At 57.6% G+C, this 26,121-nt stretch carries 27 protein-coding genes; 15 read left to right on the top strand and 12 right to left on the bottom strand.

Translation table 11 applies throughout. The features are described 5' to 3' along the window. Positions 1-5: 5 nt before the first annotated feature. The 4 genes from argB to coaBC form a co-directional block, all read right to left on the bottom strand. Positions 6-905: an acetylglutamate kinase gene (argB, locus tag LL947_RS10405; protein WP_290821142.1), complete on the bottom strand. Its 900-nt coding sequence runs from the start codon at positions 903-905 to the stop codon at positions 6-8. A 35-nt stretch (positions 906-940) separates the two neighbouring features. Next, on the bottom strand, positions 941-2,329 hold the full coding sequence (locus tag LL947_RS10400) for a phosphomannomutase/phosphoglucomutase (RefSeq protein WP_499833142.1): 1,389 nt from the start codon (positions 2,327-2,329) through the stop codon (positions 941-943). A 71-nt stretch (positions 2,330-2,400) separates the two neighbouring features. Further along, on the bottom strand, positions 2,401-2,874 hold the full coding sequence (gene dut, locus LL947_RS10395) for a dUTP diphosphatase (protein WP_290821140.1): 474 nt from the start codon (positions 2,872-2,874) through the stop codon (positions 2,401-2,403). A gap of 69 nt (positions 2,875-2,943) precedes the next feature. Continuing rightward, positions 2,944-4,188 carry a bifunctional phosphopantothenoylcysteine decarboxylase/phosphopantothenate--cysteine ligase CoaBC gene (coaBC, locus tag LL947_RS10390; RefSeq protein WP_499833141.1) on the bottom strand — a complete coding sequence of 415 codons (1,245 nt, stop codon included), beginning with the start codon at positions 4,186-4,188 and terminating at the stop codon, positions 2,944-2,946. Positions 4,189-4,299: 111 nt separating this feature from the next. Here coaBC and radC point away from each other — a divergent pair, with 111 nt between their 5' ends. From radC to ald, 6 genes are all read left to right on the top strand, one after another. Next, complete coding sequence (radC, locus tag LL947_RS10385; RefSeq protein WP_499833140.1) at positions 4,300-4,974, top strand: RadC family protein; 675 nt, start codon at positions 4,300-4,302, stop codon at positions 4,972-4,974. A 347-nt stretch (positions 4,975-5,321) separates the two neighbouring features. Beyond that, the gene (gene rpmB / locus LL947_RS10380) at positions 5,322-5,558 is read left to right on the top strand and encodes a 50S ribosomal protein L28 (protein WP_290821137.1); all 237 of its coding nucleotides are present in this window, start codon (positions 5,322-5,324) and stop codon (positions 5,556-5,558) included. A gap of 55 nt (positions 5,559-5,613) precedes the next feature. Further along, the gene (gene rpmG / locus LL947_RS10375; RefSeq protein WP_027337782.1) at positions 5,614-5,769 is read left to right on the top strand and encodes a 50S ribosomal protein L33; all 156 of its coding nucleotides are present in this window, start codon (positions 5,614-5,616) and stop codon (positions 5,767-5,769) included. 141 nt (positions 5,770-5,910) lie between these two features. Further along, complete coding sequence (gene mutM / locus LL947_RS10370) at positions 5,911-6,753, top strand: bifunctional DNA-formamidopyrimidine glycosylase/DNA-(apurinic or apyrimidinic site) lyase (protein ID WP_499833139.1); 843 nt, start codon at positions 5,911-5,913, stop codon at positions 6,751-6,753. A gap of 19 nt (positions 6,754-6,772) precedes the next feature. Next, positions 6,773-7,963, top strand: a complete 1,191-nt coding sequence (locus LL947_RS10365) for a class I SAM-dependent rRNA methyltransferase (RefSeq protein WP_499833138.1) — start codon at positions 6,773-6,775, stop codon at positions 7,961-7,963. Between the two features lie 163 nt (positions 7,964-8,126). Beyond that, positions 8,127-9,242: an alanine dehydrogenase gene (gene ald, locus LL947_RS10360; protein WP_290821133.1), complete on the top strand. Its 1,116-nt coding sequence runs from the start codon at positions 8,127-8,129 to the stop codon at positions 9,240-9,242. A 29-nt stretch (positions 9,243-9,271) separates the two neighbouring features. On the opposite strand, the gene LL947_RS10355 is transcribed toward ald, so the two are convergent. Beyond that, the gene (locus LL947_RS10355) at positions 9,272-9,520 is read right to left on the bottom strand and encodes a SlyX family protein (RefSeq protein ID WP_499833137.1); all 249 of its coding nucleotides are present in this window, start codon (positions 9,518-9,520) and stop codon (positions 9,272-9,274) included. A 114-nt stretch (positions 9,521-9,634) separates the two neighbouring features. Between LL947_RS10355 and LL947_RS10350 the strand changes: the two genes are divergently transcribed. After that, positions 9,635-10,195 carry a cold-shock protein gene (locus LL947_RS10350; protein ID WP_290821129.1) on the top strand — a complete coding sequence of 187 codons (561 nt, stop codon included), beginning with the start codon at positions 9,635-9,637 and terminating at the stop codon, positions 10,193-10,195. 88 nt (positions 10,196-10,283) lie between these two features. On the opposite strand, the gene LL947_RS10345 is transcribed toward LL947_RS10350, so the two are convergent. From LL947_RS10345 to map, 7 genes are all read right to left on the bottom strand, one after another. After that, positions 10,284-10,673 (bottom strand): hypothetical protein, encoded by a 390-nt coding sequence (locus LL947_RS10345; RefSeq protein WP_499833136.1) that lies wholly within the window; start codon positions 10,671-10,673, stop codon positions 10,284-10,286. After that, positions 10,670-11,854: a succinyl-diaminopimelate desuccinylase gene (gene dapE / locus LL947_RS10340; protein ID WP_499833135.1), complete on the bottom strand. Its 1,185-nt coding sequence runs from the start codon at positions 11,852-11,854 to the stop codon at positions 10,670-10,672. The genes LL947_RS10345 and dapE overlap by 4 nt, the downstream gene beginning before the upstream one ends. Beyond that, on the bottom strand, positions 11,841-12,866 hold the full coding sequence (gene dapD / locus LL947_RS10335; RefSeq protein WP_290821124.1) for a 2,3,4,5-tetrahydropyridine-2,6-dicarboxylate N-succinyltransferase: 1,026 nt from the start codon (positions 12,864-12,866) through the stop codon (positions 11,841-11,843). Before dapD ends, dapE begins: the two co-directional genes overlap by 14 nt. 59 nt (positions 12,867-12,925) lie before the next feature. After that, positions 12,926-13,264 (bottom strand): Spx/MgsR family RNA polymerase-binding regulatory protein, encoded by a 339-nt coding sequence (locus LL947_RS10330; protein ID WP_290821123.1) that lies wholly within the window; start codon positions 13,262-13,264, stop codon positions 12,926-12,928. 48 nt (positions 13,265-13,312) lie between these two features. After that, the gene (gene dapC, locus LL947_RS10325; RefSeq protein ID WP_499833134.1) at positions 13,313-14,509 is read right to left on the bottom strand and encodes a succinyldiaminopimelate transaminase; all 1,197 of its coding nucleotides are present in this window, start codon (positions 14,507-14,509) and stop codon (positions 13,313-13,315) included. 91 nt (positions 14,510-14,600) lie between these two features. Beyond that, on the bottom strand, positions 14,601-17,276 hold the full coding sequence (locus tag LL947_RS10320) for a [protein-PII] uridylyltransferase (protein ID WP_290821121.1): 2,676 nt from the start codon (positions 17,274-17,276) through the stop codon (positions 14,601-14,603). Next, positions 17,276-18,067 carry a type I methionyl aminopeptidase gene (gene map, locus LL947_RS10315; RefSeq protein ID WP_290821119.1) on the bottom strand — a complete coding sequence of 264 codons (792 nt, stop codon included), beginning with the start codon at positions 18,065-18,067 and terminating at the stop codon, positions 17,276-17,278. Before map ends, LL947_RS10320 begins: the two co-directional genes overlap by 1 nt. Before the next feature lie 419 nt (positions 18,068-18,486). On the opposite strand from map, the gene rpsB reads away from it, so the two are divergent. The 8 genes from rpsB (at position 18,487) to rseP (ending at position 26,120) form a co-directional block, all read left to right on the top strand. Continuing rightward, positions 18,487-19,245, top strand: a complete 759-nt coding sequence (rpsB, locus tag LL947_RS10310; protein ID WP_171701127.1) for a 30S ribosomal protein S2 — start codon at positions 18,487-18,489, stop codon at positions 19,243-19,245. Between the two features lie 128 nt (positions 19,246-19,373). Continuing rightward, on the top strand, positions 19,374-20,243 hold the full coding sequence (gene tsf, locus LL947_RS10305) for a translation elongation factor Ts (protein ID WP_404413739.1): 870 nt from the start codon (positions 19,374-19,376) through the stop codon (positions 20,241-20,243). A gap of 271 nt (positions 20,244-20,514) precedes the next feature. After that, the gene (gene pyrH, locus LL947_RS10300) at positions 20,515-21,294 is read left to right on the top strand and encodes a UMP kinase (RefSeq protein ID WP_404413737.1); all 780 of its coding nucleotides are present in this window, start codon (positions 20,515-20,517) and stop codon (positions 21,292-21,294) included. Position 21,295: 1 nt separating this feature from the next. Further along, positions 21,296-21,853 carry a ribosome recycling factor gene (frr, locus tag LL947_RS10295; protein WP_404413734.1) on the top strand — a complete coding sequence of 186 codons (558 nt, stop codon included), beginning with the start codon at positions 21,296-21,298 and terminating at the stop codon, positions 21,851-21,853. Between the two features lie 71 nt (positions 21,854-21,924). Continuing rightward, positions 21,925-22,731 (top strand): polyprenyl diphosphate synthase, encoded by an 807-nt coding sequence (gene uppS, locus LL947_RS10290; RefSeq protein ID WP_499833133.1) that lies wholly within the window; start codon positions 21,925-21,927, stop codon positions 22,729-22,731. Continuing rightward, positions 22,724-23,530 carry a phosphatidate cytidylyltransferase gene (locus LL947_RS10285; RefSeq protein ID WP_499833132.1) on the top strand — a complete coding sequence of 269 codons (807 nt, stop codon included), beginning with the start codon at positions 22,724-22,726 and terminating at the stop codon, positions 23,528-23,530. The genes uppS and LL947_RS10285 overlap by 8 nt, the downstream gene beginning before the upstream one ends. Next, on the top strand, positions 23,527-24,717 hold the full coding sequence (gene ispC, locus LL947_RS10280) for a 1-deoxy-D-xylulose-5-phosphate reductoisomerase (protein ID WP_404413728.1): 1,191 nt from the start codon (positions 23,527-23,529) through the stop codon (positions 24,715-24,717). The genes LL947_RS10285 and ispC overlap by 4 nt, the downstream gene beginning before the upstream one ends. Positions 24,718-24,761: 44 nt before the next feature. Further along, positions 24,762-26,120: an RIP metalloprotease RseP gene (gene rseP, locus LL947_RS10275; protein WP_499833131.1), complete on the top strand. Its 1,359-nt coding sequence runs from the start codon at positions 24,762-24,764 to the stop codon at positions 26,118-26,120. The last annotated feature ends 1 nt before the right edge of the window (position 26,121 follow it).

Genomic DNA, 26,121 nt, shown 5'->3' with positions numbered 1-26,121 from the left:
TTGCGTTAGCTTGCATCTGTAATCAGTGTGCCTACCCCGGCATTGGTGAAAATTTCCAGCAACACAGCGTGAGGAACGCGACCATCGATAATGTGGGCGCTGTTGACGCCGCCTTTAACTGCTTCCAGGGCACAGCGAATCTTGGGCAGCATGCCACCGTGAATGGTGCCATCGGCGATCAGGCCATCCACCTGAGCGGTGCTTAGCCCGGTCAGCACCTCGCTTTCGCTGTTCATCAGGCCTGCCACATTGGTCAGCAACATCAGCTTTTCGGCGTTAAGCGCTTCGGCGATCCTGCCGGCCACCAGGTCGGCATTGATATTGTAGCTGTTGCCTTGTTGATCGACACCGATAGGGGCAATCACCGGAATAAAATCCCGGGCAGCCAGCATTTCGATCAGGTCAGTGGAAATCGATTCCACCTCCCCGACATGACCGATGTCGATAATTTCCGGGGCTGTCATTTCCGGGCTCTGGTGCTCGACCTTGAGCTGACGGGCACGAATCTGGGCGCCGTCCTTGCCGGTCAGACCAATGGCCTTGCCGCCGCTTTGGTTGATCAGATTGACAATGCTTTTGTTGACCAGCCCACCCAGGACCATTTCCACCACGTCCATGGTGCGCGCATCGGTAACCCGCATGCCGTTGACGAAACGGGATTCAATATTCAGCTTGGCCAGAAGGTCGCCAATCTGGGGCCCGCCGCCGTGAACGACGACCGGGTTGATGCCGACTTCCTTCATCAGCACGATGTTACGGGCAAAGGAGTCAATCAGAGTGGTTTCTGTCATGGCGTTGCCGCCGTACTTGACGACTACCGTCTTGCCTGAGAACTGCTGGATGTAGGGAAGCGCCTCGGAGAGCACTTCCACAACGACCTGGGGGTCGCGACTGGCTGATTGCATGGTATTTTCCTCACCTGATCCAATGGGCGTTAGCGTTATTCGGTCGGCAATGCAAGGCCAGGATCCACCTGACGCAGGGCTGCGCCGAAACTGGCCTGAATACGCGCCAGCGCATCGGCATTCTTGCCTTCAAAACGCAGCACCAGCATGGGGGTGGTGTTGGACGCGCGGCAAAGCCCCCAACCGTCTGGATAGTCAACGCGAATACCGTCCAGCGTGGTTTTGACCCCGTCACCGAAATCTCCTTCACGGGCCAGTCTGTCAACCAGGGCAAACTTGTTGTCATCGGTGACGGCGATGTTGATTTCTGGCGTACCCATGTCCAGCGGGAAGCTGTCAAAGTAGCGGTCAGCATCGTTCGGCTGGCCCGCAAGGATCTCCAGCAGACGAGCCGCCGCATATATGCCGTCGTCAAAACCGTACCAGCGCTCCTTGAAGAAGATATGTCCGCTCATTTCACCTGCCAGCTGGGCGCCGGTTTCTTTCATGCGTGCCTTGATCAGGGAGTGGCCAGTGCGCCACATTTCCGGCTCGCCGCCTGCCTGCTCAATCACTGGCGTCAGGTTACCCGTGCACTTGACGTCAAAAATCACCCTGGCACCGGCATTGCGTGTCAGCATGTCAGTGGCGAAGGCCATCAAGAGGTGGTCAGGGTAAATCAGTTTGCCACTGGGGGTAATTACGCCGAGGCGGTCACCATCCCCATCAAAGGCCAGGCCAATATCGGCGCCGGTTTCCTGAACCTTGGCAATCAGGTCCTTGAGGTTTTCAGGTTTGCCCGGGTCGGGGTGATGGTTGGGAAAGGTACCGTCGATCTCGGCAAACAGAGGCAGGGTTTCAACGCCCAGACGCTCGATCAGTTGCGGCCCCAATTCACCTGCCACGCCATTGCCACAGTCCACCACGGCCTTGAGAGGGCGCTTGACCTGGATGTCACTGATAATCCGCTCAAGATAGTGCTCACGCACATCTGCCTGGCGCACTTCACCCTGGCCGCTTGCCAGCTGTTGGTCGAAAATGCGCTGATGCAGAGCGTTGATGGCTTCACCCGAGAGTGTTTCCCCGCCCAGGACAATCTTGAAGCCGTTGTAATCAGGGGGGTTATGGCTGCCGGTCACCATCACGCCTGAAGCGGTACCTTCAAGAATATGCGTGGCAAAATACAGGACTGGGGTGGGTACCATACCGATGTTGACTACGTGCTGGCCCGCAGCGGTCAGGCCACGTATCAGCGCGTCCTGAAGGCGCTCGCCGGAAAGGCGGCCGTCACGCGCAACCACCACCGTGGATTCCCCGCGAGCAGCAGCTTCGCTGCCAATCGCCTGACCAATCTGCTCGACACCGGCTTCGGTCAGGGTGTCATCAACAATGCCGCGAATGTCGTAGGCGCGAAAAATGGAAGCGGGAGGTGAGAGGGTCATCATCAGTCCTGTCAGCGAAGTGGAAAGGTTGGAGGCATATTTAAATCAGTGTCGACCAGGCGCTGTCGAAACACTCAATGGCTACCGGTGCTGCCAAAGCCACCGGTGCCACGGGTTGAGTCGTCAAATTGCTCAACAATCTGTAGCTGTGCCTGTACGACGGGTACGATCACATACTGTGCCAGACGTTCGAAGGGCTCAAGCGTAAAAGCCTGCTGTCCACGGTTCCACACCGACACCATCAGCTCCCCCTGATAATCCGAATCGATCAGCCCGACAAGGTTGCCCAGGACGATGCCATGCTTATGCCCAAGTCCCGAGCGAGGCAGGATCATGCCGGCAAGCTGGGGGGCGCTGATATGGATGGCAAGCCCGGTGCGCACCAATTGACAGTCCCCGGGGGCCAGAGTCAGCGGAGCATCCAGCAGAGCGTGCAGATCCATGCCAGCCGAGCCTTCTGTGGCATAGGAGGGAAGGTAGTCGCGGATGCGTTCATCAAGAATCCGGCATTGCAGCAATGGTGTCGTCAGGTCAGTTGGCAATGTCATTCACGTCTCATTCAGGTATTGGGTATATTACTGCGCGTCAAGCGCGTGTTGACAGCAGCACGGATAGGCTCAGGGGTGCTTCTGGCTGCGCTTGGACAGCCTCAGTGCCCGCTGGATAATCGCCTCCGCCAGCTGTTGCTTGGACTGCGCGGGCTGGTACTCGCTCTCGGTGCCCTCCTGGCTGCGCCATAGCAGCCAGGCCGCGTTATCGTCACTACCAAAGCCTAGCCCCGATGCAGACACATCATTGGCAACAATCATGTCCAACCCTTTGCGCACAAGCTTGTCACGCGCGTAATGCTCGATCTCATTGGTTTCGGCCGCAAAGCCGATCACGACAGGGCGCCGGGATGCGGGCATGGCGGCGACACGGGCAATGATATCGGGGTTTTTGATCAGCGTCAGGGTCAGTGTCTCGCTATCATCGGTTTTCTTGATCTTGTGAGTGGAGGGGGCTTCCAGGCGATAGTCAGCCACCGCCGCACAGCCAATGAAAAGGTCTGCCTGAGGCGCCAGACGCTGAACAGCGGCATCCATTTCGCGGGCAGTCTCGATATCCACGCGCTCAACTTTATCAGGGGTCGGCTGGTTGACCGGCCCGCAGATCAGAGTGACATTCAGGCCCTGGCGCACAGCGGCGACGGCAAGGGCAAAGCCCATCTTTCCAGAGCTGTGGTTGGAAATATAGCGGACCGGGTCGAGCGGTTCGCGGGTTGGGCCAGCCGTTATCACTACATGCCGGGCAGTGCCATCAGGCGGTGGCGCCGGGGTAAAGTGAGCCATGACAGCGTCACTGATCGCGTCAGGCTCGCACATGCGACCTGGCCCGGAATCGCCGCAGGCCTGTTCGCCAGCGGCGGGGCCGATCATCTGCCAGCCGTCGTCAATCAGGGTGTGCAGGTTGCGCTGAGTGGCAATATGGCGCCACATGGCCTGATTCATGGCGGGTGCCATCAGGCGTGGTGCGTCACTGGCCAGACACAGGGTGGTCAGCAAATCATCAGCCATGCCCTGGGTCAGGCGCGCCATCAGGTCGGCGGTGGCCGGGGCAATCACAATAAGATCCGCCCAGCGGGCCAGTTCAATATGGCCCATGCCGGCCTCGGCCTGAGGGTCAAGCAGGGAGGTGCGTACTTCTTCACCGGATAGTGCCTGCAATGTCATCGGTGTGATAAAGGCCTGGGCGCCCTCGGTCATCACTACGCGCACATCGCAGCCCATCTGCTTGAGCAGACGAACAATGAGGGCGCTTTTGTAGGCGGCTATCCCTCCGCTGACGCCTAGCAACACGCGTTTACCCGTCAATCTGGCCATGCTGACTGTATCCATGCCTGTAAAAGGCTTTACCTTACCACTGGCAGGGTGGCTTTGGCATGTCTACCCTTCAGGAGTAAGGATCAATAACGCCATGAGGCAGGGACGCAGATGGGCATTAATCATTGGCCGGAAGTCGATAGGCCGCGTGAAAAATTACTGACATTCGGCTCACAGGCACTTTCTGACGCTGAACTGCTGGCAATTTTCCTGAGGGTTGGGGTAAAGGGACGCTCAGCCGTGGATCTGGCGCGGGATCTGCTGGCCAGTTTTGGTGGCCTGCGCGCCCTGATGGAGGCAGACCAGCGCGATTTCTGCGCTGCCCGCGGCCTGGGCAGTGCCAAATATGCGCAGCTGCAGGCCACGCTGGAGCTTTCCCGACGCCATCTGGCCAGCCAGCTGGCGCGAGGTAATGCAATGACCTCGCCTGCTCTGGTGCGTCATTACCTGACCTCCCAGTTGCGCCATCTGGGCCATGAAGAATTTGCCGTGCTGTTTCTGGATACCCAGCACCGCATCATTCGCTATGAATCCCTGTTTCGTGGCACTCTCGACAGTGCTTCAGTATACCCTCGGGATGTTGCCAAGCGGGCGTTGGAGTTGGGAGCCGGTGCCTTGATTCTTGCCCATAATCACCCGTCTGGCGTGGCCGAACCCAGTGATGCGGATCGCCGGATAACGGATCGCCTTAAAGATGCCTTGGGCCTGTTTGATATTCGTGTGCTCGATCACTTTGTGGTCGGTGACGGTGAAGTGGTCTCCTTTGCTGAGCGTGGCTGGATATAGACGCCAAGTTGTGGGATCATAAGCGGCCTTTAGAGATTGGCACCAATAATGCGGTCCATGCCCTTTAGTATGCTGGCTGCCCATCTTTGAACCTCGTATTTCCAGTTATTTTTTGGGGTAGCGCAGGAAACCAGCCAGAGTCCGGAAGACGCCGTTAAGGCATCTTTCAGGTCTTTTCTGGCAGTTTTGCTTGCTGCCTGCAAAGTCTTCTGGTATAAAATGCCACCTTTGAACTTGGGTTGAATAACGGGCTTGGGAAATATCCGGCAATAGGTATGCGCCGACTGCTTCTCTGCTCCGGTTTGCCCGACAGTTTTGAACAACTCGCCAAGCGGTTGGAGGCTATCATGTCCAAAGTATGTCAGGTTACCGGCAAGCGCCCGGTATCCGGTAATAATGTATCTCACTCCCAGCGTAAGACGCGTCGCCGCTTCTTGCCGAACCTGCACACGCATCGTTTCTGGGTAGAGTCCCAGAACCGCTTCGTCAAGCTGCGCGTTTCCTCCAAAGGCATGCGTATCATTGACAAGCGCGGTATCGAGACAGTTCTGGAAGACATCCGCAAGCGCGGCGACGTTATCTAAGCCGAGCCAAGGGCTATTCAGGCCAAGCCAGGCAGCATATTGGGAGAGCAAGACCATGCGCGACAAGATCAAGTTGGTGTCAAGTGCCGGTACAGGCCATTTCTACACCACTGACAAGAACAAGCGTAATACCCCGGACAAGTTTGAATTCAAGAAATACGATCCGGTCGTACGCAAGCATGTGATGTACAAGGAAGCCAAGATCAAGTAAGCCTCTGGCACATTGATCGGCTTTCATCGCAGGCGAGTTTGCCTGCTAAAAACCCGGCTAACCGCCGGGTTTTTGCATATGGACCCGTGATGCGTGTGTTCAGTGTGCGTCATGACAGTGTAACGGTTGGCGGCGAATATCATGCCTGAACTCCCGGAAGTTGAAACTACCCGGCGCGGCATAGCGCCTTACGTGGAACATCAGCAAATAAGTGAAGTGATTGTCCGCAATGGCCGGTTGCGGATACCCGTGCCTGCAGCGCTGGCAGACGATCTGGTAGGGAAGCAGATAGGCACGCTGCATCGACGAGCCAAGTATCTGTTGTTGCCACTGGAAGACGATCAGGCGGAAACCACGGAGCCAGCGCGCACGCTTATATGGCATCTGGGGATGTCAGGCAGCCTGCGTATCGCCCAGGTGGGTGATCTGCCCAAAAAACACGACCATGTTGATCTGGTGTTCACCACGGGTCACATACTGCGTTATCACGACCCGCGCCGCTTCGGTTTTGTGGATTGGCTGGCCAAGGATGAGCAGAGCGATAAACGCCTGATACACCTGGGGCCTGAGCCCCTGTCAGCCGACTTTAACGGCCAGCGGTTGTATCGTCTCTCGCGCGGTAAGCGTGTCGCCGTCAAGCCTTTTTTGATGGACAATCAGGTAGTGGTCGGAGTCGGCAACATCTACGCCAGTGAAGCGCTGTTCATGGCCGGTATCGATCCGCGCCGAGAGGCGGGCAGAGTTTCGCTGGCGCGCTATCAGCGTCTGGCGGCTGCTGCCCAGGAAGTGTTGGCAGCAGCGATTACCCAAGGGGGCACTACCCTGCGTGATTTTGTCAGTGGTCAGGGAGAGCCGGGTTATTTTGCCCAGCGCCTGAATGTTTATGGTCGTCATGGAGAGCCTTGTCGGCGCTGTGGCGAGGAGTTAAAACGCATTACACTCGGGCAGCGCGCCAGCGTTTATTGTCCCGTATGTCAGCGTTAGCCGCTATTTGGAGAATTGTGTGACCCAACGCCTGAGATTGAATAAAAACGCTGAACGCCGTCTGAAAGCCGGTCACTTGTGGATCTACTCCAACGAAGTGGACGTCAAGGAAACACCACTCAAAAACTTTACTGGCGGTGAGAGCGCGATTGTCGAGGAATCCAACGGGCGTGCGCTGGGCGTGGCCTATGTGAACCCGCATTCGCTGATCTGCGCGCGCATCATGTCGCGTGATCCTTCCATGCGCCTGGATCGTTCGCTGTTTATTCACCGTTTCAATCAGGCGCTGGCGCTGCGTGAGCGGCTATTCAACACGCCGTTTTATCGCCTGGTGCATGGTGAAGGTGATCTTCTGCCCGGGCTGGTAGTTGACCGCTTTGGCGATATTCTGGTCGTGCAACTGAATACCGCAGGTATGCAGGGAATGAGCGAAGAGATTGTGGATGCCCTGGACAAAGTGCTGAAACCCAGTGTCATTGTATTCCGCAATGACACCGGCGGACGCCGACAGGAAGGCCTGGAAGCTCAGGTTGAGGTGGTCAAAGGCGAACTGCCTGATGAAGCCCTGATCGAGGAAAATGGCGTGCATTTCGTGGTGCCGGTGCTGAATGGTCAGAAAACCGGCTGGTTCTTTGACCACCGCGCTAACCGCGAATGGCTCAATCGCCACGTGGCGGGCAAGCGTGTTCTGGACGTGTTCAGCTACGTGGGCGGTTGGGGTGTGCAGGCCGCCGCCAGTGGTGCCAGTGACGTGCTGTGTGTGGATTCTTCCGGTCCGGCATTGGAGCAGGTCGCCCGTAATGCGGCGCTCAACGGTGTCCACGAGCAGGTAGCGATTGCTGAAGCAGACGCCTTTGATGCCCTCGCAGCGCTCAAGGCGGATGGCGAACAGTTTGATGTGGTGGTTCTTGACCCGCCTGCCTTCATCAAGAAGCGCAAGGATATCCCCAACGGCGAACGTGCCTATGCGCGCCTGAACCGCGAAGCCATGCGCCTGCTGGGCCGGGATGGTCTGCTGCTGTCAGCTTCCTGCTCCATGCACCTGGCGCCAGAGCGCCTGGTCGATGTGGTGCGCGGCTCGGTGCGCCATCAGGATCGCCACGGCCAGATTCTTTTCCAGGGTCATCAGGGGCCGGATCATCCGGTGCATCCAGCGATTGCCGAAACGGCCTACCTCAAGGCTTTGGGGGTGCGGGTTTTTCGCGATTGATCCGCTATGAAAAAATCAGCTGCCTGTTCGCAATATTTACTGTTTTTTCTTCTGTAAAGCGCCTGTAAGGGCGTTTTTTTTGTTTTTCTGTTTCGGGTATTAGAAGAGCATCCTGCTGTGCTGTAATGGTTTCATCAAAGCCACCTGAAACAGGAGAGACTCCATGCGGATTGCCGTTCCCAAGGAAATCAAGAATCATGAGTATCGCGTAGCGCTGACGCCAACAGGTGCCCGTGAGCTCGCAGGCCGCGGCCATCAGCTGGCGGTTCAGGCAGGTGCTGGTGAAGGCGCAGGGTTCAGTGATGCTGACTACCAATCCGCAGGTGCGCAGATTGAAGCGGATGTTGAAACGCTGTGGCACAACGCACAACTGATCCTGAAGGTAAAAGAGCCGCAGCCAGAAGAAGTGGCACGCCTCAAGCCTGAGCATACTCTGTTCACCTATCTGCATCTGGCGGCAGAGGCATCGCTGACCCAGGGGTTGATAGAAAGCGGTGCTACCTGTATCGCTTACGAAACCATCACGGATAATCGTGGCGGTCTGCCGCTGCTGGCGCCGATGAGCACGGTCGCCGGACGGATGGCGGTTCAGGCCGGCGCCCACAGTCTTGAGAAAGCCCAGGGTGGCGCCGGGATTCTGTTGCCGGGTGTCCCTGGGGTAGCACCCGCCAAGGTGACGGTGATTGGCGGTGGCGTCGTGGGGGAAAATGCGGCCCGTATGGCCCTGGGCCTGGGGGCGGAGGTGACCATTCTGGACAAGTCACTACCGCGCCTGGAGGTGCTGGACGACCGCTATCAGGGGCGCATCAAGACGGTCTACTCGACCGCTGATGCGCTGGATCATGCGGCGCGTGAATCGGACATGATCATTGGTGCGGTGCTGATACCCGGCGCCGCTGCGCCGAAGCTGATTACCCGTGAGATGCTGGGCATCATGAAACCAGGCAGCGTACTGGTTGATGTGGCCATTGACCAGGGCGGCTGTTTCGAGACCAGCAGGCCCACCACGCATGCCGAGCCAACCTATATCGTGGATGGCGTTGTGCATTACTGCGTGGCCAACATGCCGGGTGCGGTGGCGCGTACCTCCACCCAGGGGCTGACCAACGCCACCCTGCCGTTTGTGCTGGCGCTGGCGGATAAGGGCTGGCAGCAGGCGCTGCACGATGATCCGCATTTCCTGCCGGGTCTGAATGTGCACGCCGGCCAGGTCACCTATCAGGCAGTTGCCAATGCTTTTGACCTTGAGAGCGTTGACCCTGCCAGTGTGGTGAACTGATACATCCAGCAGCCAGGCACTGGTAGGAGTCAATAATGCGGCGGTATTTCGTCCTCAGGGCGGGATGCCGCCGTTTCGTTATCGGTTTGCTGGCCTTGCGGCTGTTCACGCAGACGTTGACGCATCAGGTCACTGATGCGTTCCAGTTGATCCAGGCGCTGGCCCTGTCTGGCCACGGCCTGATCAAGCGTGTCCAGCCAGTCTTCCTGGAACGCCAGGCGGGTTTCAAGTGTTTCAATGCGTTGGTAAAGCTCAGCAGGCGATAATGTTTCGGTCATGGTAACATCGCACTCTTGTAGAAGTATGACCGCTGCCAGCATGCAGCGGTAAGTCGTAGGACGAGATATTGTCCTTTGTCTGTTACCTATCCAACAAGAGAGCTTTTTATATTTATGAATCCGAAAGTTATTTTTCGCTGCGTTTTTATCAGTATTTTACTTGCCGCCCCGGCGCCCTTGCTGCTGACCGCCATGATGTACATGTTCAACGCGGAGCTTGCAGCATCCTTGATATCTGAACTGGCGGTAAGCGGTATCGCCAGCATTTACCTGGCGGTTGCCGTTGGCAGCTTTATTGTCATTCTGTTGGGCGCATTAGGCGCTGCCGCGCTGGCACCGCCGATGCTGGTAACACCCGACGTGGCACCTGTGGCCAAGCCGGCTGCGCGACAGCCTGTCGCCCAGCCCGAGTCAGATGAAGATGATTCGCAATATGACGATGATGAAGAGGTCATTGATCCCAATGATGGTCGTGAAGACGGTGAAGTAAAGTGGTTTAACACCAACAAAGGATATGGGTTTATAACCCGCGATAATGGCGAAGACGTATTTGTGCATTTTCGCGCTATTCGCGGGCGTGGGCCACGTATGCTCACGGAAGGGCAGATAGTACGCTACTACGTGATTGAAAATGATCGCGGCTTACAAGCCGATGACGTCAGTATTATTGATTGACTGACTGAATGGCAACACCCGGTTCAACGGCCTCGCTTTTGCGGGGCCGTTGGCGTTTCGGGATGGATAACACGGGACGATGCCATGATCAGCGGCCGGAATCCGGCCAATGAATGACGCCTTCCTTGCCGCCGGGAAGTACCTGCCAGAAACGGTCGGGGTCAGCTCCGGGATGCCATCCACCCATTGAGCAGCGTACCTCGAGCTGGAGTACGTCAGCGGCTTCCTGAGCTGCCTCCTGATCCGTGTGCCAGGGCGTGTGGGGGCTATCGAACCATAGGCTGGCATAGCCGTCGGCGGCATTTTCGACCAGCAGAATGGGCACACCATGCCCGTTATACAGGCCCTGGGTGCGCCAGCGCTGCTTGCCCGCCGAGGCCAGCGGCGGAGCTTTGAGAACGTCACCCAGCCAGGCATTGAGTGCATCATGGGATGCCTGAGCCAGGTAGATTTCGATATCCGGGTACGGCTCCATCATGCAGTCCCTTTTGAGTGGCTTTCAGGCGCGATAAACAGCGCTTCCAGCGTGGCAGCATAAATGCGGCTGAGATCATCCAGATCCGCGGCGCGAACGCGCTCGTTGACCTTATGGATGGTGTCATTGCGCGGACCGAGTTCTACTACCTGGGCACCGAGCGTGGCAATAAAACGGCCATCAGAGGTACCGCCCGATGTAGAGAGGGCCGGGCGCCGACCGGTCACCGCTTCAACGCCCTGAATAGCCGCATCCACCAGGGCACCTTCAGCGGTCAGGAAGGGGTCGCCGTTAAGCGTCCAGTCCAGGCTGTATTCAAGCCCATGAGCATCAAGGATGGCGGTGGTACGCGTCTGAAGTTGCTCATGGGTGACTTCAGTGGAAAAGCGGAAGTTGAATATCACTTCCACCTCACCCGGAATCACATTGGTGGCCCCCGAACCTGCGCGGATATTGGACACCTGGAAGCTTGTGGCCGGGAAAAACGCATTGCCGTGATCCCAGCGTTCATTGGCTAGCGCATCCAGAGCGGGCAGGGCCTGATGAATCGGGTTGCGGGCCAGGTGAGGATAGGCCACGTGACCCTGTATGCCCTTGACATGCAGCACACCCCCCAGTGAGCCGCGGCGACCGTTCTTGATCATGTCGCCCAGTTCACGGGTTGAAGACGGCTCACCGACGATGCAGTAATCCAGCCGTTCGTGAGTTTCGCGCAGATGTTCGACCACGGCGCGGGTGCCATCGATGGCCGGGCCTTCTTCATCCGAGGTGATCAGAAAGGCAATGCGGCCGTCATGATCCGGGTACTGCCCAACAAAATGTTCAACGGCGGTGATCATGGCGGCCAGGCTGCCCTTCATGTCGGAAGCCCCTCGGCCGCACAGCATGCCATGGTCATCGATACACGGTTCAAATGGCGGAAACTCCCAGTGGGTTGACGGCCCGCTGGGCACCACATCCGTATGCCCGGCAAACGCCAGCACGGGGCCGTGGTGGCCGCGCATCGCCCAGAAGTTATCAACATCGCCAAAGGGCAGCTTTTCGATATGAAAACCGAGCGCCTCCAGGCGCTCGATCAGGACGTCCTGACAGCCTTCGTCATCGGGGGTCACCGAAGGGCGGCGTAGCAGATCAAACGCCAGCTGTAACGTCGGTGACAGGGCATCCGGCTCAGTTATGGGCATGTAATGCCTCGTTCAATGCCACAGCGCTCTTGTTGGTCAGGCATTCTATGCGGCCATTCTGGGAGTTGCGGCGCAGCAACAGGTCATCCTGGCCGGCCAGTTCACGGGCTGAGACCGTCTTCACTTCCTGATTCTGGTCATCCAGCAGGGTGACCTTGGCGCCAGCGGTAATATAAAGGCCAGCTTCCACCGTGCATCGGTCGCCCAGAGGAATACCGATGCCAGCGTTAGCGCCGATCAGGCAGCCTTCACCCACCTTGATGACGATGTTGCCGCCACCGGAAAGCGTGCCCATGGTAGAGCATCCACCACCCAGGTCCGAGCCTTTGCCAACCATCACACCGGCAGAAATGCGCCCTTCAATCATGCCCGGGCCTTCGGCGCCCGCATTGAAATTGACGAAGCCTTCGTGCATCACCGTGGTGCCTTCGCCCAGGTAGGCGCCCAGGCGTACCCGCGAGGTGTCGCCAATGCGGATACCTGCAGGCACCACGTAATCGGTCATCTTGGGGAACTTGTCGACACAGTCAACGGACAGGGTGCGGCCAGCAAGACGCGCCCTCAAACGGCGGGTGGGCAGCTCCTCAATATCGATCGGGCCTTCGTTGGTCCAGGCTATATTGCGCAGCAGGCCAAACATGCCGGTAAGGTCCAGGCCGTGAGGCTTGACCAGGCGGTGTGAGAGCAGGTGAAGCTTAAGGTATACCTCCGGTGCTGTCTGCGGTGGCTGGTCGGTATCGATAAACATGGCGACCAGCGGGCGGTGGCTGACGCCCAGAGAGTCGGCAAGCTCTGCCTGAGCCGGATGGCCCGCGGTTTCGAGAGCCTTTGCCAGCGCCGGGCAGTCTTCAGGCAGAAAACTGATAGCAGCCGTTCCTTGTGGTGCATCCAGGGCCTTCTGGGCCGCTTCGACAAGGCTGTCATCCGGGTTCAACACAGGGGCAGGATAGTAAATTTCCAGCCAGTCACCTTGAGTATTCTGGGTGCCGATTCCAAGCGCAAAGCTCAGCATAGGGGTGCTTCCTTGGTTGTGTCAGTGAATGATCGGGTTGGGGCCAGTGAGTTGCTCTTTTAGAGCTTGTCGTAATCGCCGTCCTTGTAGCCAACAAGGATGGTGTCGTCATCGACTTCCAGCAGCGGACGCTTCAGCAGTGTGGGATGCTTGAGAATCAACTGCCGCGCCGAGTTGGCATCGTAATCCTTTTCTTCGGCAGACAGTTCCCGCCAGGTCTTGCTGCGCTTGTTAATGGCCTCGACCAGCGGCACGCGATGGAGGATATGTTCAAGCAGTGCCGCCGACAGGCCATCGTCACGCAAGTCGTGGGTCTTGTAAGGTATTCCTTTGGCGTCCAGCGCCTTCTGCGCCTTACGGCAGGTATCGCAGTTCTTGATGATATAAAGCGTCAGCATGGCGTCTTCTCCAGGTTCAGTCGGTAATCAGGGCAATGCAGGGGCCTGTCAGCCGCGCTCCACCAGGCGGCGGATCCGTTCAGCGGCTTCCCGAGTGGAGCCAACATCGGCCACCAGCGCCAGACGCAGCCGGCCGCTGCCCGGGTTAACGCCATCAGGGCCGGGGCGCCCCATCAGGCTGCCGGGCAGGACACTGACGTGCATGTCTTCATACAGGCGCTGGGTGAAAGCTATATCATCACCGTCCGGCACGGCTGGCCAGAGATAAAAACTTGCTTCAGGTGTCGGGAAATCCATGACCGGCGCGAGTTCAGCGGTGACTGCGGCGAATTTCTCGCGATACGCTTCACGGTTATCCAGCACATGGGCTTCATCCTGCCAGGCGGCGATAGAGGCGTGTTGCAGGGGCAGTGACATGGCACAGCCATGATAGGTGCGGTAGCGCTTGAAAGGGGTCAGCAGATCCGCATCACCCGCGACAAAACCGGAGCGCAGCCCCGGCAGGTTTGAGCGCTTGGAAAGCGAATGAAAGACCATGCAGCGACGGTAGTCGTGGCGGCCAAGTGAAGCGCATGCCTGCAGCAGCCCGGGGGGTGGGGCCGCTTCATCCAGATAGAGTTCCGAATAGCATTCGTCAGAGGCGATCAGGAAGTCGTGCTCATCAGCCAGGGCAATGAGCTGCTGGTAGTCCTCAAGGGGAGTCACGGCGCCGGTCGGGTTGCCCGGTGAGCACACGAAAACCAGCTGGACGTCTCGCCAGGTATCGGCGGGCACCGCACTGAAATCCGGGCGGAAGCCGTTTTCTGCCGTGCAGTCGAGATATAGCGGCTGACCGCCGGCCAGCAGGGTGGCGCCTTCATAGATCTGGTAGAAAGGGTTGGGGACAGCCACCCGGGCAGCACGGTTACGGTCAAGAGCCGTCTGCACAAAGGCAAAGATGGCTTCCCGGGTGCCGTTGACCGGCAGTACCTGGGAATCCGGGTCGAGCCCCTCAAGCCCGAATCGCTGGCTGGCCCAGCCGGCAATGGTCTCACGCAGGGCCGGCAGACCGGCTGTCGCCGGATAGCGGGCAAATTCTGTCTGATGGGCATGCAGTGCCTCAAGTGCTGCCGCATAGGGCGCATGCTGCGGTTCACCGATGGTCAGTGGAATGTGTGCCAGATCCGACGAGGGAGAAAGTGCCGCCTTGAGCGCGGCCAGCTTTTCAAACGGATAAGGGTGCAAGGCGTCGAGATCAGGGTTCATGAGCGTCCAGTGGCCAGAGTGCAGCGTTATGAAATGGGAAATGCCAGTCGATTATAGGCAAGGCGCCAGGCGAGCTCAAACACCCGCGGATTCAGACGCTGAGCACATCGATCAACTGTTCACGCAATTGCTGCTGGCATTCAGGGTCGGTCAGTGGCTCACCGGCCTTGGTGGTGATAAAGAAAACATCCTCGACCCGCTCACCCAGGGTGGCAATCTTGGCCGCGGACAGGGCGATATCCTGTTCCATGAAAATACGTCCGACGCGCGCCAGCAGCCCCGGGCGGTCAGGGGCGCTAAGCTCTACAAGGGTGCGTTCGTTGGCCGGATCCTGTTCGATCAGCACTTCAGTGGTAACCTTGAAGTGCTTGAGCTGGCGGGGGGTGTGGCGCGACACAATAGTCGGGTAGTCATCCGGGTCGTCGAGCTCCTCGACCAGATGACGACGCATCTCCTCGATGCGTTCGGGCTCCGAGATCGCGTGGCCCTGATGATCCAGGACAATAAAGGTATTCAGCGTCCAGTTATTGTTGGAGGTGGCAATCCTGGCATCATGGATGGACAGCCCGAGCTGTTCCATCGCCGCGGCGGTGGCGGCAAACAGGTCGTCGACCGATCGGGTGTGGATAAATACCTTGGTGCCGCCTTCTGTCATGCCCTTGGCCGGGGCGCTGACCAGTACCAGGGGAAGCTGTTCGGGCTGGTGGGCCAGGATGCCCTGGGTCTGCCAGGCAATTTCGCTGGGCGCATACTGGAGAAAGTAGTCTTCACCCAGGGAATCCCACAGGGGGTCAATCTGTTCGGAGGCGATTCCCATGGTGTTCAGCAGTGAACGTGCCTCAGTGCGTGTTTCGCGTACCCAGTCGTCTCGGTCGGGCGGGTTCTTGAGACCTCGCCGCAAGGCCCGCTTGGTTTCCGCATGAAGCTGACGGAGCAAGGAAGCGCGCCAACCGTTCCATAACGTAGGGTTGGTGGCATTGATGTCGGCGACCGTCAGCACGTACAGGTAATCCAGGCGGCTTTCGTTGCGCACCGTCAGGGCAAAGTCGCGGATGACGTCCGGGTCGGTGATGTCGCGTTTCTGGGCGGTCATCGACATCAGCAGATGATGCTCTACCAACCAGCGCACCAGGCTGGTATCAGGGCTTGAGAGGCGATGGCGCAAACAGAACTGCTCGACATCCTGGGCACCAATCACCGAATGGTCGCCGCCGCGCCCCTTGCCCACATCGTGGAAAAGCCCGGCAATCCACAAAAGGTCAAGCTTGGGCAGCTGAGGCATCAGGGCGGCGGCGACAGGAAATTCTTTCTTGCATTCGGGTTTGCGAAAGCCGTGCAGGAACTTGAGCAGGCGCAGCGTGTGCGCATCCACGGTGTAGATATGAAACAGATCATGTTGCATCAGGCCCACCGCACGGCCAAATTCCGGCAGGTATTTGCCGAGAATGCCGTAGCGGTTCATGCGGCGTAACTGACGCGGCACATTGCCGGGAGAGCGCAGCAGCGCCAGGAACAGACGTTGATGAAGCGGGTCTTCGCGGTAGTGGTCATCAATCTGATGGCGGTGATCGCGAATCAGGCGAATGGTGTCGGCGCGCACGCCTTCGATTTCCGGATGCTGGGCCATCATCAAAAAGAGCTCCAGCATGGCCGATGGCTTGTCGCGGAACAGGGTGCGTGAGCGCGCCTGAATATAGCCGCCCTTGGTTTCGAACCGCTCGTTGAGCACCACGGTTTCGAGCGATTGCTGTCCGCGCAGAATTACTTCGTCGAAATGCTGCAGCAGCATGTCGTTGAGCCCGGCCAGGGCCGTGACATGGCGATAGTAGCGCTTCATGAACTGTTCAACAGCCAGACGCTCAGGCGTGTCACGAAAGCCAAACAGCTCGGCAATGGTGCGTTGATGATCAAACAGCAAGCGGTCTTCAGCGCGCCCTGTCAACATGTGCAGGGCATAGCGTACCTGCCACAGGAACGCCTGGCCCTGGCTGAGAATGCGCAGCTCAGCGTCATTCATAAAGCCGTTGGCAACAATATCCGCGTATTTTTCGGTACCGAAATGGCGTTTGGCCACCCAGCCAATCATCTGGATATCGCGCAGCCCGCCCGGTGAGCTCTTCAGGTTGGGCTCGAGGTGGTATTCAGAGTTGTTATAACGGTAGTGACGGGCAATCTGCTCTTGCCATTTGGCTTCAAAAAACCGGTCAGCCGGCCACAGGCGGTCTGCGCTCAGGCGCTGGCGCATGGCCTGACGCAGTCGCTTGGGTCCGGCAATCAGGCGTGATTCGAGCAGGTTGGTGATCACGGTGACATCGTCATTTGATTCCCGCTCGCAGTCGTTGAGAGAACGGACACTGTGGCCAATATCCAGGCCAATATCCCACAGGAAGGTAATGAAAGCGCTCAGCGGTTCGCGGTAAGGGGTATCGTCGTCGTTTTCAAGCAGCAGGAGTAAATCGATATCAGAATGCGGGTGCAGTTCACCGCGCCCATAGCCGCCGACGGCAATCAGGGCAATGCCGTCATCCGGCCAGGCATGCTGTTCCCAGGCGATGGCCAGCAGCTGGTCCATGTACCAGGCACGCCCGCGCACCAGATCGCGGATATCAGCGCCAGCACGGAAGCGCTCATCCAGGCGTTCCTGAAGGTCACGCAGGGCAGCCTTGAAGGGCGCAATCGGTGAACGCGATCCCGCCATTTCAGCCTTGAAGGCATCCAGGTTGAGAAGCGACCGATCGGGTTGGAAGCGGTAATGGTGAAGTAGCATCAGGCGCCCAGAAAGCTCATGTCTTCATCGTCACGAGCGGTCAGTACTTCCACGCCGCTCTCGGTCACCAGCAAGGTATGTTCCCATTGGGCTGACAGGCTGCGGTCCTTGGTGACCGCGGTCCAGCCATCGCGCAATACCTTGGTTTTATAACCACCCACATTGATCATCGGTTCAATGGTGAAGCACATGCCAGGCGCAAGCGCGATATCAGCGTCGGGCGCATAGCCATCATAGTGCAGGAACTGGGGTTCTTCATGAAAGCTTGCGCCAATGCCGTGTCCGCAGAAGTCACGAACCACGGAATAGCCGTGCCCCTCGGCGTGCTTCTGGATCACCCGTGCCAGCTCGGAAAGATGAACACCGGGTCTGATTGCCGCAATGCTTCTATACAGGCATTCCTGGGTCACGCGACTGAGGCGCTCGCCCTGAATGCTGTCGCCAATCACGAACATGACGCTGGAATCGCCATGATAGCCGTCTGCCGTCTTGACAGTGATATCCAGATTCATGATGTCGCCGTTCTTTAGCTTTTTCTCATCGTCAGGGATGCCATGACACACCACATGATTGATCGACGTGCAGGTCGCCTTGGGAAAGCCATGGTAATTGAGGGGTGCCGGGGTGGAGCCCAGTTCATCGACAATGAATTGATGGCAGCGGCGGTCAATTTCACCTGTCGAGACGCCTTCTTTGACATAAGGTGTGATCATTTCGAAAACACGAGCCGCCTGGCGGCCCGCTTCGCGCATCTTGTCGATTTCAGCAGGCGTTTTAATCGTAACGTTCATGAGGTCTCGATGGTGTAGGGGGTCAATTCACACAATAGAACGGGCTGTAAGGAGAGCCGCGCAATGCGTTACGGCTTCATCTTGATCTGGATCTATGGTATAAAGCCGCGCGCTTCACTGCAATCGTCAACCGCATTCTTGATCAATTGATCGGTGCCCAGTGATTGCAGTCGCGCACAACAGGTAGTGTGCAATGGTGCCGCTACCCAGACCGCAAGCCTTAAAACACACATGCACCGTCACATGGTCCCGGGTGCCTTTGCGTGCTGCTTACCTGCAACACTGCGCCAGCAAGCCTTTTATGGCCAGTGTTATTGCAGAGCGATGCGTTCAGCCAGGTGCTGAGCCTGTCCGGTAGCGTCACTGGTCGGATCCATGGGGTGCATGGAGGCCTAACCCGAGTTTTCAGGAGTTTTATCATGGCACACGTCAATATGCGTGACCTGCTCAAGGCAGGCGCTCACTTCGGTCACCAGACCAAGTACTGGAATCCGAAGATGGGCAAATACATCTTCGGTGCGCGCAACAAGATCCACATCATCAACCTTGAACATACGCTGCCGGCGCTGAATGAAGCGATCGACGTGGTTGAAAAGATGGCCGCTTCCAACAACAAGATCATGTTTGTCGGTACCAAGCGTAGCGCCAGCAAGATCATCAAGGAAGAAGCCAACCGTGTTGGTCAGCCGTTCGTCAATCATCGCTGGTTGGGCGGCATGCTCACCAACTTCAAGACCATTCGTCAGTCCATCAAGCGTCTGCGTGACCTTGAAACCATGCACGAAGATGGCACCTTCGAGAAGTTGACCAAGAAAGAAGTCCTGATGGCCACCCGCGAGCAGGAAAAACTTGAGCGCTCCATCGGTGGTATCAAGAATATGGGCGGACTGCCTGATGCCATGTTTGTTATCGACGTTGATCATGAGCGTATCGCGATCAATGAAGCGAACAAGCTGGGTATTCCGGTGATCGGCGTGGTGGATACCAACTCTAACCCTGACGGCGTTGATTACGTTATTCCGGGTAACGATGACTCCATCCGTGCGATCCAGATTTACGTCAAGGCCATCGCCGATGCCTGCGCCAGTGCCAAAGAAGGCCGTCCGGATGAGTTCGTTGAAGTGACGGACGCTGAACAGACATCTGCTGACGCAGAAAACAGCGCGGCTGCCGAGTAATCCTGGCCGCCACAAGATGAGGTGCGCTGCACCGCATCGCATCAGGAGGGGGCCAGCGCCCCCTTTTCCCGCTCAGGCGGACCTTATCTTTAATTTTCTAGATCCCATTAGATCAGAGGTGAATTATCATGGCAGCTATCAGTGCCTCTCAGGTGAAGGAACTGCGCGAACGTACCGGCCTTGGCATGATGGAGTGCAAAAAAGCACTGACCGAAGCAGGTGGCGATATCGACGTGGCTATCGAAAACCTGCGTAAGAACTCCGGCCTAAAGGCCGCCAAAAAAGCGGGCCGCACTGCTGCAGAAGGCGCTGTTGTCACGCGCGTTGCAGAAGATGGCAGCTATGGAGTGATGGTCGAGATCAATTCTGAAACCGACTTTGTTGCCCGTGACGACAACTTCAAGGATTTCGCAGACAAGATTGCTGACGCCGTCTTTGCCGCCAAGAGTGAAGACGTCGCGGCTGTGATGGACGGTGAGCTGGAAGTCGTTCGCGAACAGCTTGTACAGAAAATCGGCGAGAACATCAGCGTACGCCGTGCAGCGGTCATCAACGCAGGTGAAGGCAACCGGGTGGGTGAGTACGTTCACGGTGGGCGCATCGGCGTATTGACTGTCATGCAAGGCGGCAATGCTGACGCTGCCAAGGATATTTCCATGCATGTAGCGGCCATCAACCCGGCCGTCGCCCGTCCTGAAGATATGCCGCAGGAAAACCTGGACAATGAGAAAGCCATCATTCTGGCGCAGCCGGATATGGCCGGCAAGCCGGAAAACATTGCTGAAAAGATGGTTCAGGGTCGCCTCAAGAAGTACCTGGCTGAAAACAGTCTGACCGAACAGCCCTTCGTCAAGGATCCTAACCAGACGGTTGCCGAATACGCGAAAGCATCCGGCGGTGAAGTGCTGAGCTTTATCCGCTTTGAAGTCGGTGAAGGCATTGAGAAAGAAGAAGTTGATTTTGCCAAAGAAGTAATGGAACAGGCAGGCCGTAGTTAAGCCCGCACGTTTCAGAAAGTGACGGCGTGCGCAGTTGCGCACGCTTTCGCGTGTCTGGCCCTGGCATTTTGTCATGCCTCTATGTATCTGATTTGCACATGTATATAATTAATTGTGTAACCAAGATACCTGCGTCGCAGCGGGCACATGTGACGCGTGTTGCCATGCAGGATTGCACATGCAATCACCTTTATGCATGGGGCAAAAATTTGCGCTGCCGTCGGGCCCGACCGCCCTGTCTGCCCACTACATCCTGCCGAGGAGAAAAGCCATGTCCCACGATGCAAATGAGCCTTTGACCGCTGTTATTCCCAACAAGAAACCTGAGGGTTCAAAGTCGAAATACAAGCGTATTTTGCTCAAGCTTTCCGGCGAGGCATTGATGGGTGAGCACGATTTCGGCATAGATCCCAAGGTGCTGGACCGTATGGCACTTGAAATCGGTCAGTTGGTGGGTATTGGTGTTCAGGTGGGTCTGGTGATTGGCGGCGGCAACCTGTTTCGTGGGGCAGCGTTGAATGAAGCCGGGATGGACCGAGTGACGGGTGACCACATGGGGATGCTGGCAACGGTGATGAATGCACTGGCCATGCGTGATGCCCTTGAGCGCTCCAATATTCGTTCACGGGTGATGTCGGCCATTCCGATGAGCGGCGTTGTCGAGCATTACGATCGACGAACGGCCATCCGCTACCTGACATCGGGTGACGTGGTATTGTTTTCTGCCGGTACCGGCAACCCCTTCTTTACGACTGACTCGGCAGCCTGTCTGCGGGGTATTGAGGTCGACGTTGATGTGGTGATCAAGGCCACCAAGGTTGACGGTGTTTATGACAAGGACCCCGTCAAGCATGCCGATGCCGTGAAGTACGAGCGTCTTGGCTATGATGATGCGCTTGAACAGAAGCTTGGCGTAATGGATTTGACCGCTATCTGCCTGGTACGTGACCATGACATGCCAGTGCGGGTGTTTGATATGAACAAGCCTGGTGCTCTGCTTAACCTGGTGGTTGGGGGTAAGGAAGGCACTTTGATAGACAGAGGTGAATAGGGTGATTAACGAAATCAAGAAAGATGCAGAAGGGCGCATGAAAAAAAGCGTTGAAGCGCTGCATACCAACTTCAACAAGATTCGCACCGGGCGCGCGCATCCCAGTATTCTGGATTCAGTTACCGTTGAGTATTACGGCAGTGAAGTGCCCTTGAGTCAGGTGGCATCCATCAACGTGGAAGATGCAAGAACGCTGACGATTTCTCCCTGGGAACAGGGTATTGTGCCCAAGATTGAAAAAGCCATCATGACGTCTGATCTGGGGCTTAATCCGGCCAGCGCAGGTAATGTGATTCGAGTGCCCATGCCGATGCTGACTGAAGAAACCCGCAAGGGCTACATCAAGCAGGCCCGCCAGGAAGCCGAGCATGCGCGGGTGGCCGTTCGCAACGTACGCCGTGATGCCAACGGTGATTTCAAGTCCTTGTTGAAAGACAAGGAAATCACCGAAGATGACCAGCGTCAGGGCGAAGATGAGATCCAGAAGCTGACGGACAAGTTTGTCGCGGAAATTGACAAGGCGCTGGCGTCAAAAGAACACGACCTGATGCAGGTATGACATTCAAGAAGCTAACGTCTCGGGCAGCCAGGCTGCCCGAGCAGCTTTCAGGGCCGGCTGGATGAATGACCATGGGTGAAAAAAACTTCACGACGTCGCCGTTGCTTCCACACAGACAGCCAGCTGCCCACTATCAAGGAGGAAAGGTGTCTGAACCACGGCCTTCTCATGTCGCCATTATCATGGATGGCAATAATCGCTGGGCAAAAGCGCGTGGCCTGGCGGGTGTACGTGGTCATCGCGCCGGCGCAGAGTCCGTTCGCAACGTCGTGCAGCGTGCGGCTGAGCAGGGCATTGATACCTTGAGCCTGTTTGCTTTCTCCAGTGAAAACTGGAAACGGCCCGTGACGGAAGTCAATGCCCTGATGGAGCTTTTTCTGATGGCCTTGAAGCGCGAAGTCAAAAAGCTCCATTCAAATGACATCCGGCTGACCATTCTGGGCGATCGGCGAGGGTTTTCTCACGCCATTCAGAAGCAGATCCGCCGCGCCGAGGCACTGACCGCTGACAACACGGGTATGCATCTGATTGTGGCGGCCAACTATGGCGGTCAATGGGAAATTACCTGTGCCGCACGCCGGCTGGCTCAGCAGGTAGCCGAGGGGAGTCTGGCCCCTGACGAGATTGATGAAAACTGCATGAATGAAGCCATGGACATGCATCAGGTGCCACCCGTTGATCTGTGTATTCGCACCAGTGGTGAACAGCGTCTTTCCAACTTCATGCTCTGGCAGCTGGCGTATGCAGAGCTGTATTTTTCACCGCTACTGTGGCCAGATTTTGATGCTGATGCGTTTGATCAAGCGCTGGCAGATTTTGCGCGGCGGCAGCGACGGTTCGGCAAGACAGGGCAACAGATAGAGGTTCAGGGTGCTTAAGCAACGAATCATAACAGCCGCCTGGCTGGCACCTCTGGTCATAGCAGGCCTGTTTGGCCTTGAAGGTAACGCTTACGCGCTGTTTACGGCGCTGATTGTCCTGCTGGCAACCTGGGAGTGGAGCAATCTGGCAGGTATCGCCTCGCCACTCCAACGCACCGCTTACCTGGTTTTCATGGCGGTTCTCATGGTCTTGCTTTGGTTGGCTGGTAGCGAAGGGGCTGGCGGGCTTTTATGGGTAGGCGCGCTGGGCTGGCTGGTCAATCTGTATTGGGTGACTCACTACCCGGATAAAACCAACCATTGGCAGGCGCCGTCATGGCGTCTGATCATGGGGTTATGGGTGCTGCTGCCCTGCTGGGTCGGGTTTAACGTGCTGGAAGCAGCAGGGAGTGTCTGGCTGCTGTTTGTCTTGCTGCTCGTCTGGTCGGCAGATATTGGCGCCTACTTCGCGGGTCGTGCCTGGGGGCAACGCAAGCTTGCGCCCAGCGTCAGCCCGGGCAAGTCCTGGGAGGGCGTTCTGGGGGGGATGATGGCAACTGTGTTGCTGGCGCTGGTATTTGGTGTCTGGCAGCAGCTCGGGATTCTGGGCAGCGGTCTCCTTGTGCTGATAACCCTGGTCGTTACATTGGCTTCAGTGCTTGGGGATCTGCTTGAAAGCATGTTGAAGCGTCACCGTCAGATCAAGGACTCCAGTCAGTTACTGCCCGGTCACGGTGGCGTACTGGACAGGGTGGATAGCCTGACCGCAGCCGTGCCTCTTTTTGCTCTCCTTTACCCCCTGGTGCCCGTTTTATGAGTTCACAACAGTGGGTCACCGTGCTGGGGTCTACCGGCTCTATCGGCACCAGTACGCTGGACGTGATCGCGCTGCATCCTGAGCGTTACAGCGTCTATGCGCTGACGGCCCATCGCTCGCGCGACGTCCTGCTGGCCCAGTGTTTGCGCCACCGTCCACAGATAGCAGTGCTGAACTCGGCGGAGGATGGTCAGTGGTTGCGTCACGAACTGGCAAGCGCCGGGCTGAATACCTGGGTGGAAACGGGCGTTGAGGCACACAACACGGTTGCCTCCGCTTCGTGCGTGGATATTGTGATGGCGGCCATTGTCGGGGCAGCGGGCCTGTTGCCGGCTCTGGCCGCTGCGCAAAGCGGCAAGCGGGTCTTGTTGGCCAACAAGGAAGCCCTGGTGATGAGCGGCGCTTTATTCATGCAGGCGGTTGAGCAATCCGGTGCAACACTTTTACCCATCGATTCTGAACATAATGCCATGTTCCAGTGTCTACCCCTCCAGCATCGCGGTGGCCTTGCAGAGCACGGGATCGAGCAACTGCTGCTGACGGCGTCGGGTGGCCCTTTCCGAGGCTGGGGGCCAGATGCCCTGGCAAATGTCACGCCGGCGCAGGCCTGTGCCCATCCCAACTGGTCAATGGGCCGCAAGATCTCGGTGGATAGCGCCACCCTGATGAACAAGGGGCTGGAACTGATAGAGGCCTGCTGGTTGTTTGATGCCACGCCTCAACAGATTTGTGTGGTGGTGCATCCCCAGAGCGTGATTCACTCCATGGTGGCCTATCATGACGGGTCCGTGCTGGCCCAGCTGGGCAATCCGGATATGCGTACGCCGATTGCCTATGGGCTTGCCTGGCCTGAACGGATAGACGCGGGCGTCAAGCCACTGGATCTTTTTCAGGTGGCGAGGCTGGACTTTGAGTCGCCGGATGAACAGCATTTTCCATGCCTGAGGTTGGCGCGTGAGGCCATGCAGGCAGGAGGAACGGCACCTGCGATTCTTAATGCGGCCAATGAAGTGGCTGTTCAGGCTTTTTTGGAGGAAGGCTTGGGGTTTATCAGCATTGGCGATATTGTGGCATCAGTACTTGATCAGGCACCGATCGGCAACGTCGATAGCCTTGAAACAGTGCTGGATGCAGACCGACACGCAAGGCAGCTTGCGCAGCAATACATTACGCAACGATGTCGCTAGCGATATCAAAAACGTCTCGGTAACGGTAGGAAGAGGAGAAACGCTTGGGCCTGATTCAGAACATATTGGCGGTGATCGTCGTCCTGGGTCTGCTGGTGACCTTTCATGAATTCGGCCATTTTTGGGTGGCCCGGCGCTGTGGTGTCAAGGTACTGCGTTTCTCGGTAGGTTTTGGCAAGCCGTTCTGGTCACGGACTGATCGCCACGGGACAGAATTTGCCGTCGCCGCCATACCGCTTGGGGGCTACGTCAAGATGCTTGACGAGCGCGAAGGGCCGGTGCCGGATGAACAGCTTGATCAGGCCTTCAATCGCAAGAACGTCTGGCAGCGTATCGCTATTGTCGCTGCAGGGCCATTGGCCAACTTCCTGCTTGCTATCGTTGCCTATTGGGCCATCTTTGTCGCCGGGACCACCACGGTAGCCCCTCTGGTGGGTGATGTTACGCCTGCCTCGCCCGCCGCTGAGGCCGGGCTGGAGCGCGGCGATGAAATCGTGGCGATTCAGGGGGAGTCGGTGCGCGCCTGGGATGAGATCAATCTCAAGCTGGTGGCCTTGATCGGATACGATGGCCGGCTGGAAGTCGATGCCCGTCCTGACGGATCACAAGCGACGCGCACTTACGGCCTGGAAGTCGACAATTTTCTGGCCCGCCAGAACCCGCCCCAGCCCTTTGACACTCTGGGGTTTGATCCATGGCGACCGGACATGCCCGCTGTGCTTGGCCAGGTGATTGACGGGGAGGCTGCCGCTCAGGCCGGGCTGAAGGCAGGCGACAGAATTGTTGAGGTTAATGGCACGCCGGTCAGCGACTGGATGGACTTTGTCAATATCGTCAGAGTCAGTGCAGGGGAAGAGCTTTCCCTGGATATTGAACGTGACGGTGATCAGCAATCACTTACCCTGACGCCGGGCACCAATCCCCAGGCTGGCGGCGCTGAGATTGGCTATATTGGTGCAGGCGCTGAGCCCGTCTCCTGGCCCGAAGAGCTGCAGCGTGAGATCCGTTATGGTCCAGTGGAAGCGGTTGGGCAGGCGGTGGCAAAAACAGGCGAGATGTCACTGCTGACAGTGGATGCTATTCGCAAGATGCTGGTGGGGCTTATCTCGCCGTCCAACCTGTCCGGGCCGATTACCATTGCACAGATTTCCGGCGACACCGCTCGGGCAGGGCTGGAAGCGTTTGTCGGCTTTATTGCCTATCTGTCGATCAGCCTGGCCGTACTGAATCTGCTGCCAATTCCTGTGCTTGATGGGGGGCATCTGCTTTACTACCTGGTGGAAGTGGTCCGTGGGCGGCCGGTTTCTGAGCAGGCTCAGGCTATCGGGCTGCGGATCGGCATTACCCTGGTAGGTACCCTGATGATCATGGCGCTTTATTTTGATCTCATGCGCCTCTGGTAGT

Source organism: Halomonas sp. BLK-85, from assembly GCF_044792155.1.
Taxonomy (GTDB): Bacteria; Pseudomonadota; Gammaproteobacteria; order Pseudomonadales; family Halomonadaceae; genus Vreelandella.
The sequence above is the reverse complement of the archived record's forward strand: the minus strand, read 5'-3'. Positions and strand labels throughout refer to the sequence as shown.

Coding starts and splice junctions, on each gene's coding strand:
- rpmG (WP_027337782.1), top strand. CDS start 5,614: ATGCGCGACAAGATCAAGTTGGTGTCAAGTGCCGGTACAGGCCATTTC.
- rpmB (WP_290821137.1), top strand. CDS start 5,322: ATGTCCAAAGTATGTCAGGTTACCGGCAAGCGCCCGGTATCCGGTAAT.
- map (WP_290821119.1), bottom strand. CDS start 18,067: ATGAACGTTACGATTAAAACGCCTGCTGAAATCGACAAGATGCGCGAA.
- pyrH (WP_404413737.1), top strand. CDS start 20,515: ATGTCCCACGATGCAAATGAGCCTTTGACCGCTGTTATTCCCAACAAG.
- dut (WP_290821140.1), bottom strand. CDS start 2,874: ATGACATTGCCAACTGACCTGACGACACCATTGCTGCAATGCCGGATT.
- mutM (WP_499833139.1), top strand. CDS start 5,911: ATGCCTGAACTCCCGGAAGTTGAAACTACCCGGCGCGGCATAGCGCCT.
- LL947_RS10345 (WP_499833136.1), bottom strand. CDS start 10,673: ATGATGGAGCCGTACCCGGATATCGAAATCTACCTGGCTCAGGCATCC.
- LL947_RS10320 (WP_290821121.1), bottom strand. CDS start 17,276: ATGCTACTTCACCATTACCGCTTCCAACCCGATCGGTCGCTTCTCAAC.
- rpsB (WP_171701127.1), top strand. CDS start 18,487: ATGGCACACGTCAATATGCGTGACCTGCTCAAGGCAGGCGCTCACTTC.
- coaBC (WP_499833141.1), bottom strand. CDS start 4,188: ATGGCCAGATTGACGGGTAAACGCGTGTTGCTAGGCGTCAGCGGAGGG.
- uppS (WP_499833133.1), top strand. CDS start 21,925: ATGGGTGAAAAAAACTTCACGACGTCGCCGTTGCTTCCACACAGACAG.
- LL947_RS10355 (WP_499833137.1), bottom strand. CDS start 9,520: ATGACCGAAACATTATCGCCTGCTGAGCTTTACCAACGCATTGAAACA.
- argB (WP_290821142.1), bottom strand. CDS start 905: ATGCAATCAGCCAGTCGCGACCCCCAGGTCGTTGTGGAAGTGCTCTCC.
- ald (WP_290821133.1), top strand. CDS start 8,127: ATGCGGATTGCCGTTCCCAAGGAAATCAAGAATCATGAGTATCGCGTA.
- dapE (WP_499833135.1), bottom strand. CDS start 11,854: ATGCCCATAACTGAGCCGGATGCCCTGTCACCGACGTTACAGCTGGCG.
- radC (WP_499833140.1), top strand. CDS start 4,300: ATGGGCATTAATCATTGGCCGGAAGTCGATAGGCCGCGTGAAAAATTA.
- LL947_RS10350 (WP_290821129.1), top strand. CDS start 9,635: ATGAATCCGAAAGTTATTTTTCGCTGCGTTTTTATCAGTATTTTACTT.
- tsf (WP_404413739.1), top strand. CDS start 19,374: ATGGCAGCTATCAGTGCCTCTCAGGTGAAGGAACTGCGCGAACGTACC.
- ispC (WP_404413728.1), top strand. CDS start 23,527: ATGAGTTCACAACAGTGGGTCACCGTGCTGGGGTCTACCGGCTCTATC.
- dapD (WP_290821124.1), bottom strand. CDS start 12,866: ATGCTGAGCTTTGCGCTTGGAATCGGCACCCAGAATACTCAAGGTGAC.
- LL947_RS10400 (WP_499833142.1), bottom strand. CDS start 2,329: ATGATGACCCTCTCACCTCCCGCTTCCATTTTTCGCGCCTACGACATT.
- LL947_RS10330 (WP_290821123.1), bottom strand. CDS start 13,264: ATGCTGACGCTTTATATCATCAAGAACTGCGATACCTGCCGTAAGGCG.
- dapC (WP_499833134.1), bottom strand. CDS start 14,509: ATGAACCCTGATCTCGACGCCTTGCACCCTTATCCGTTTGAAAAGCTG.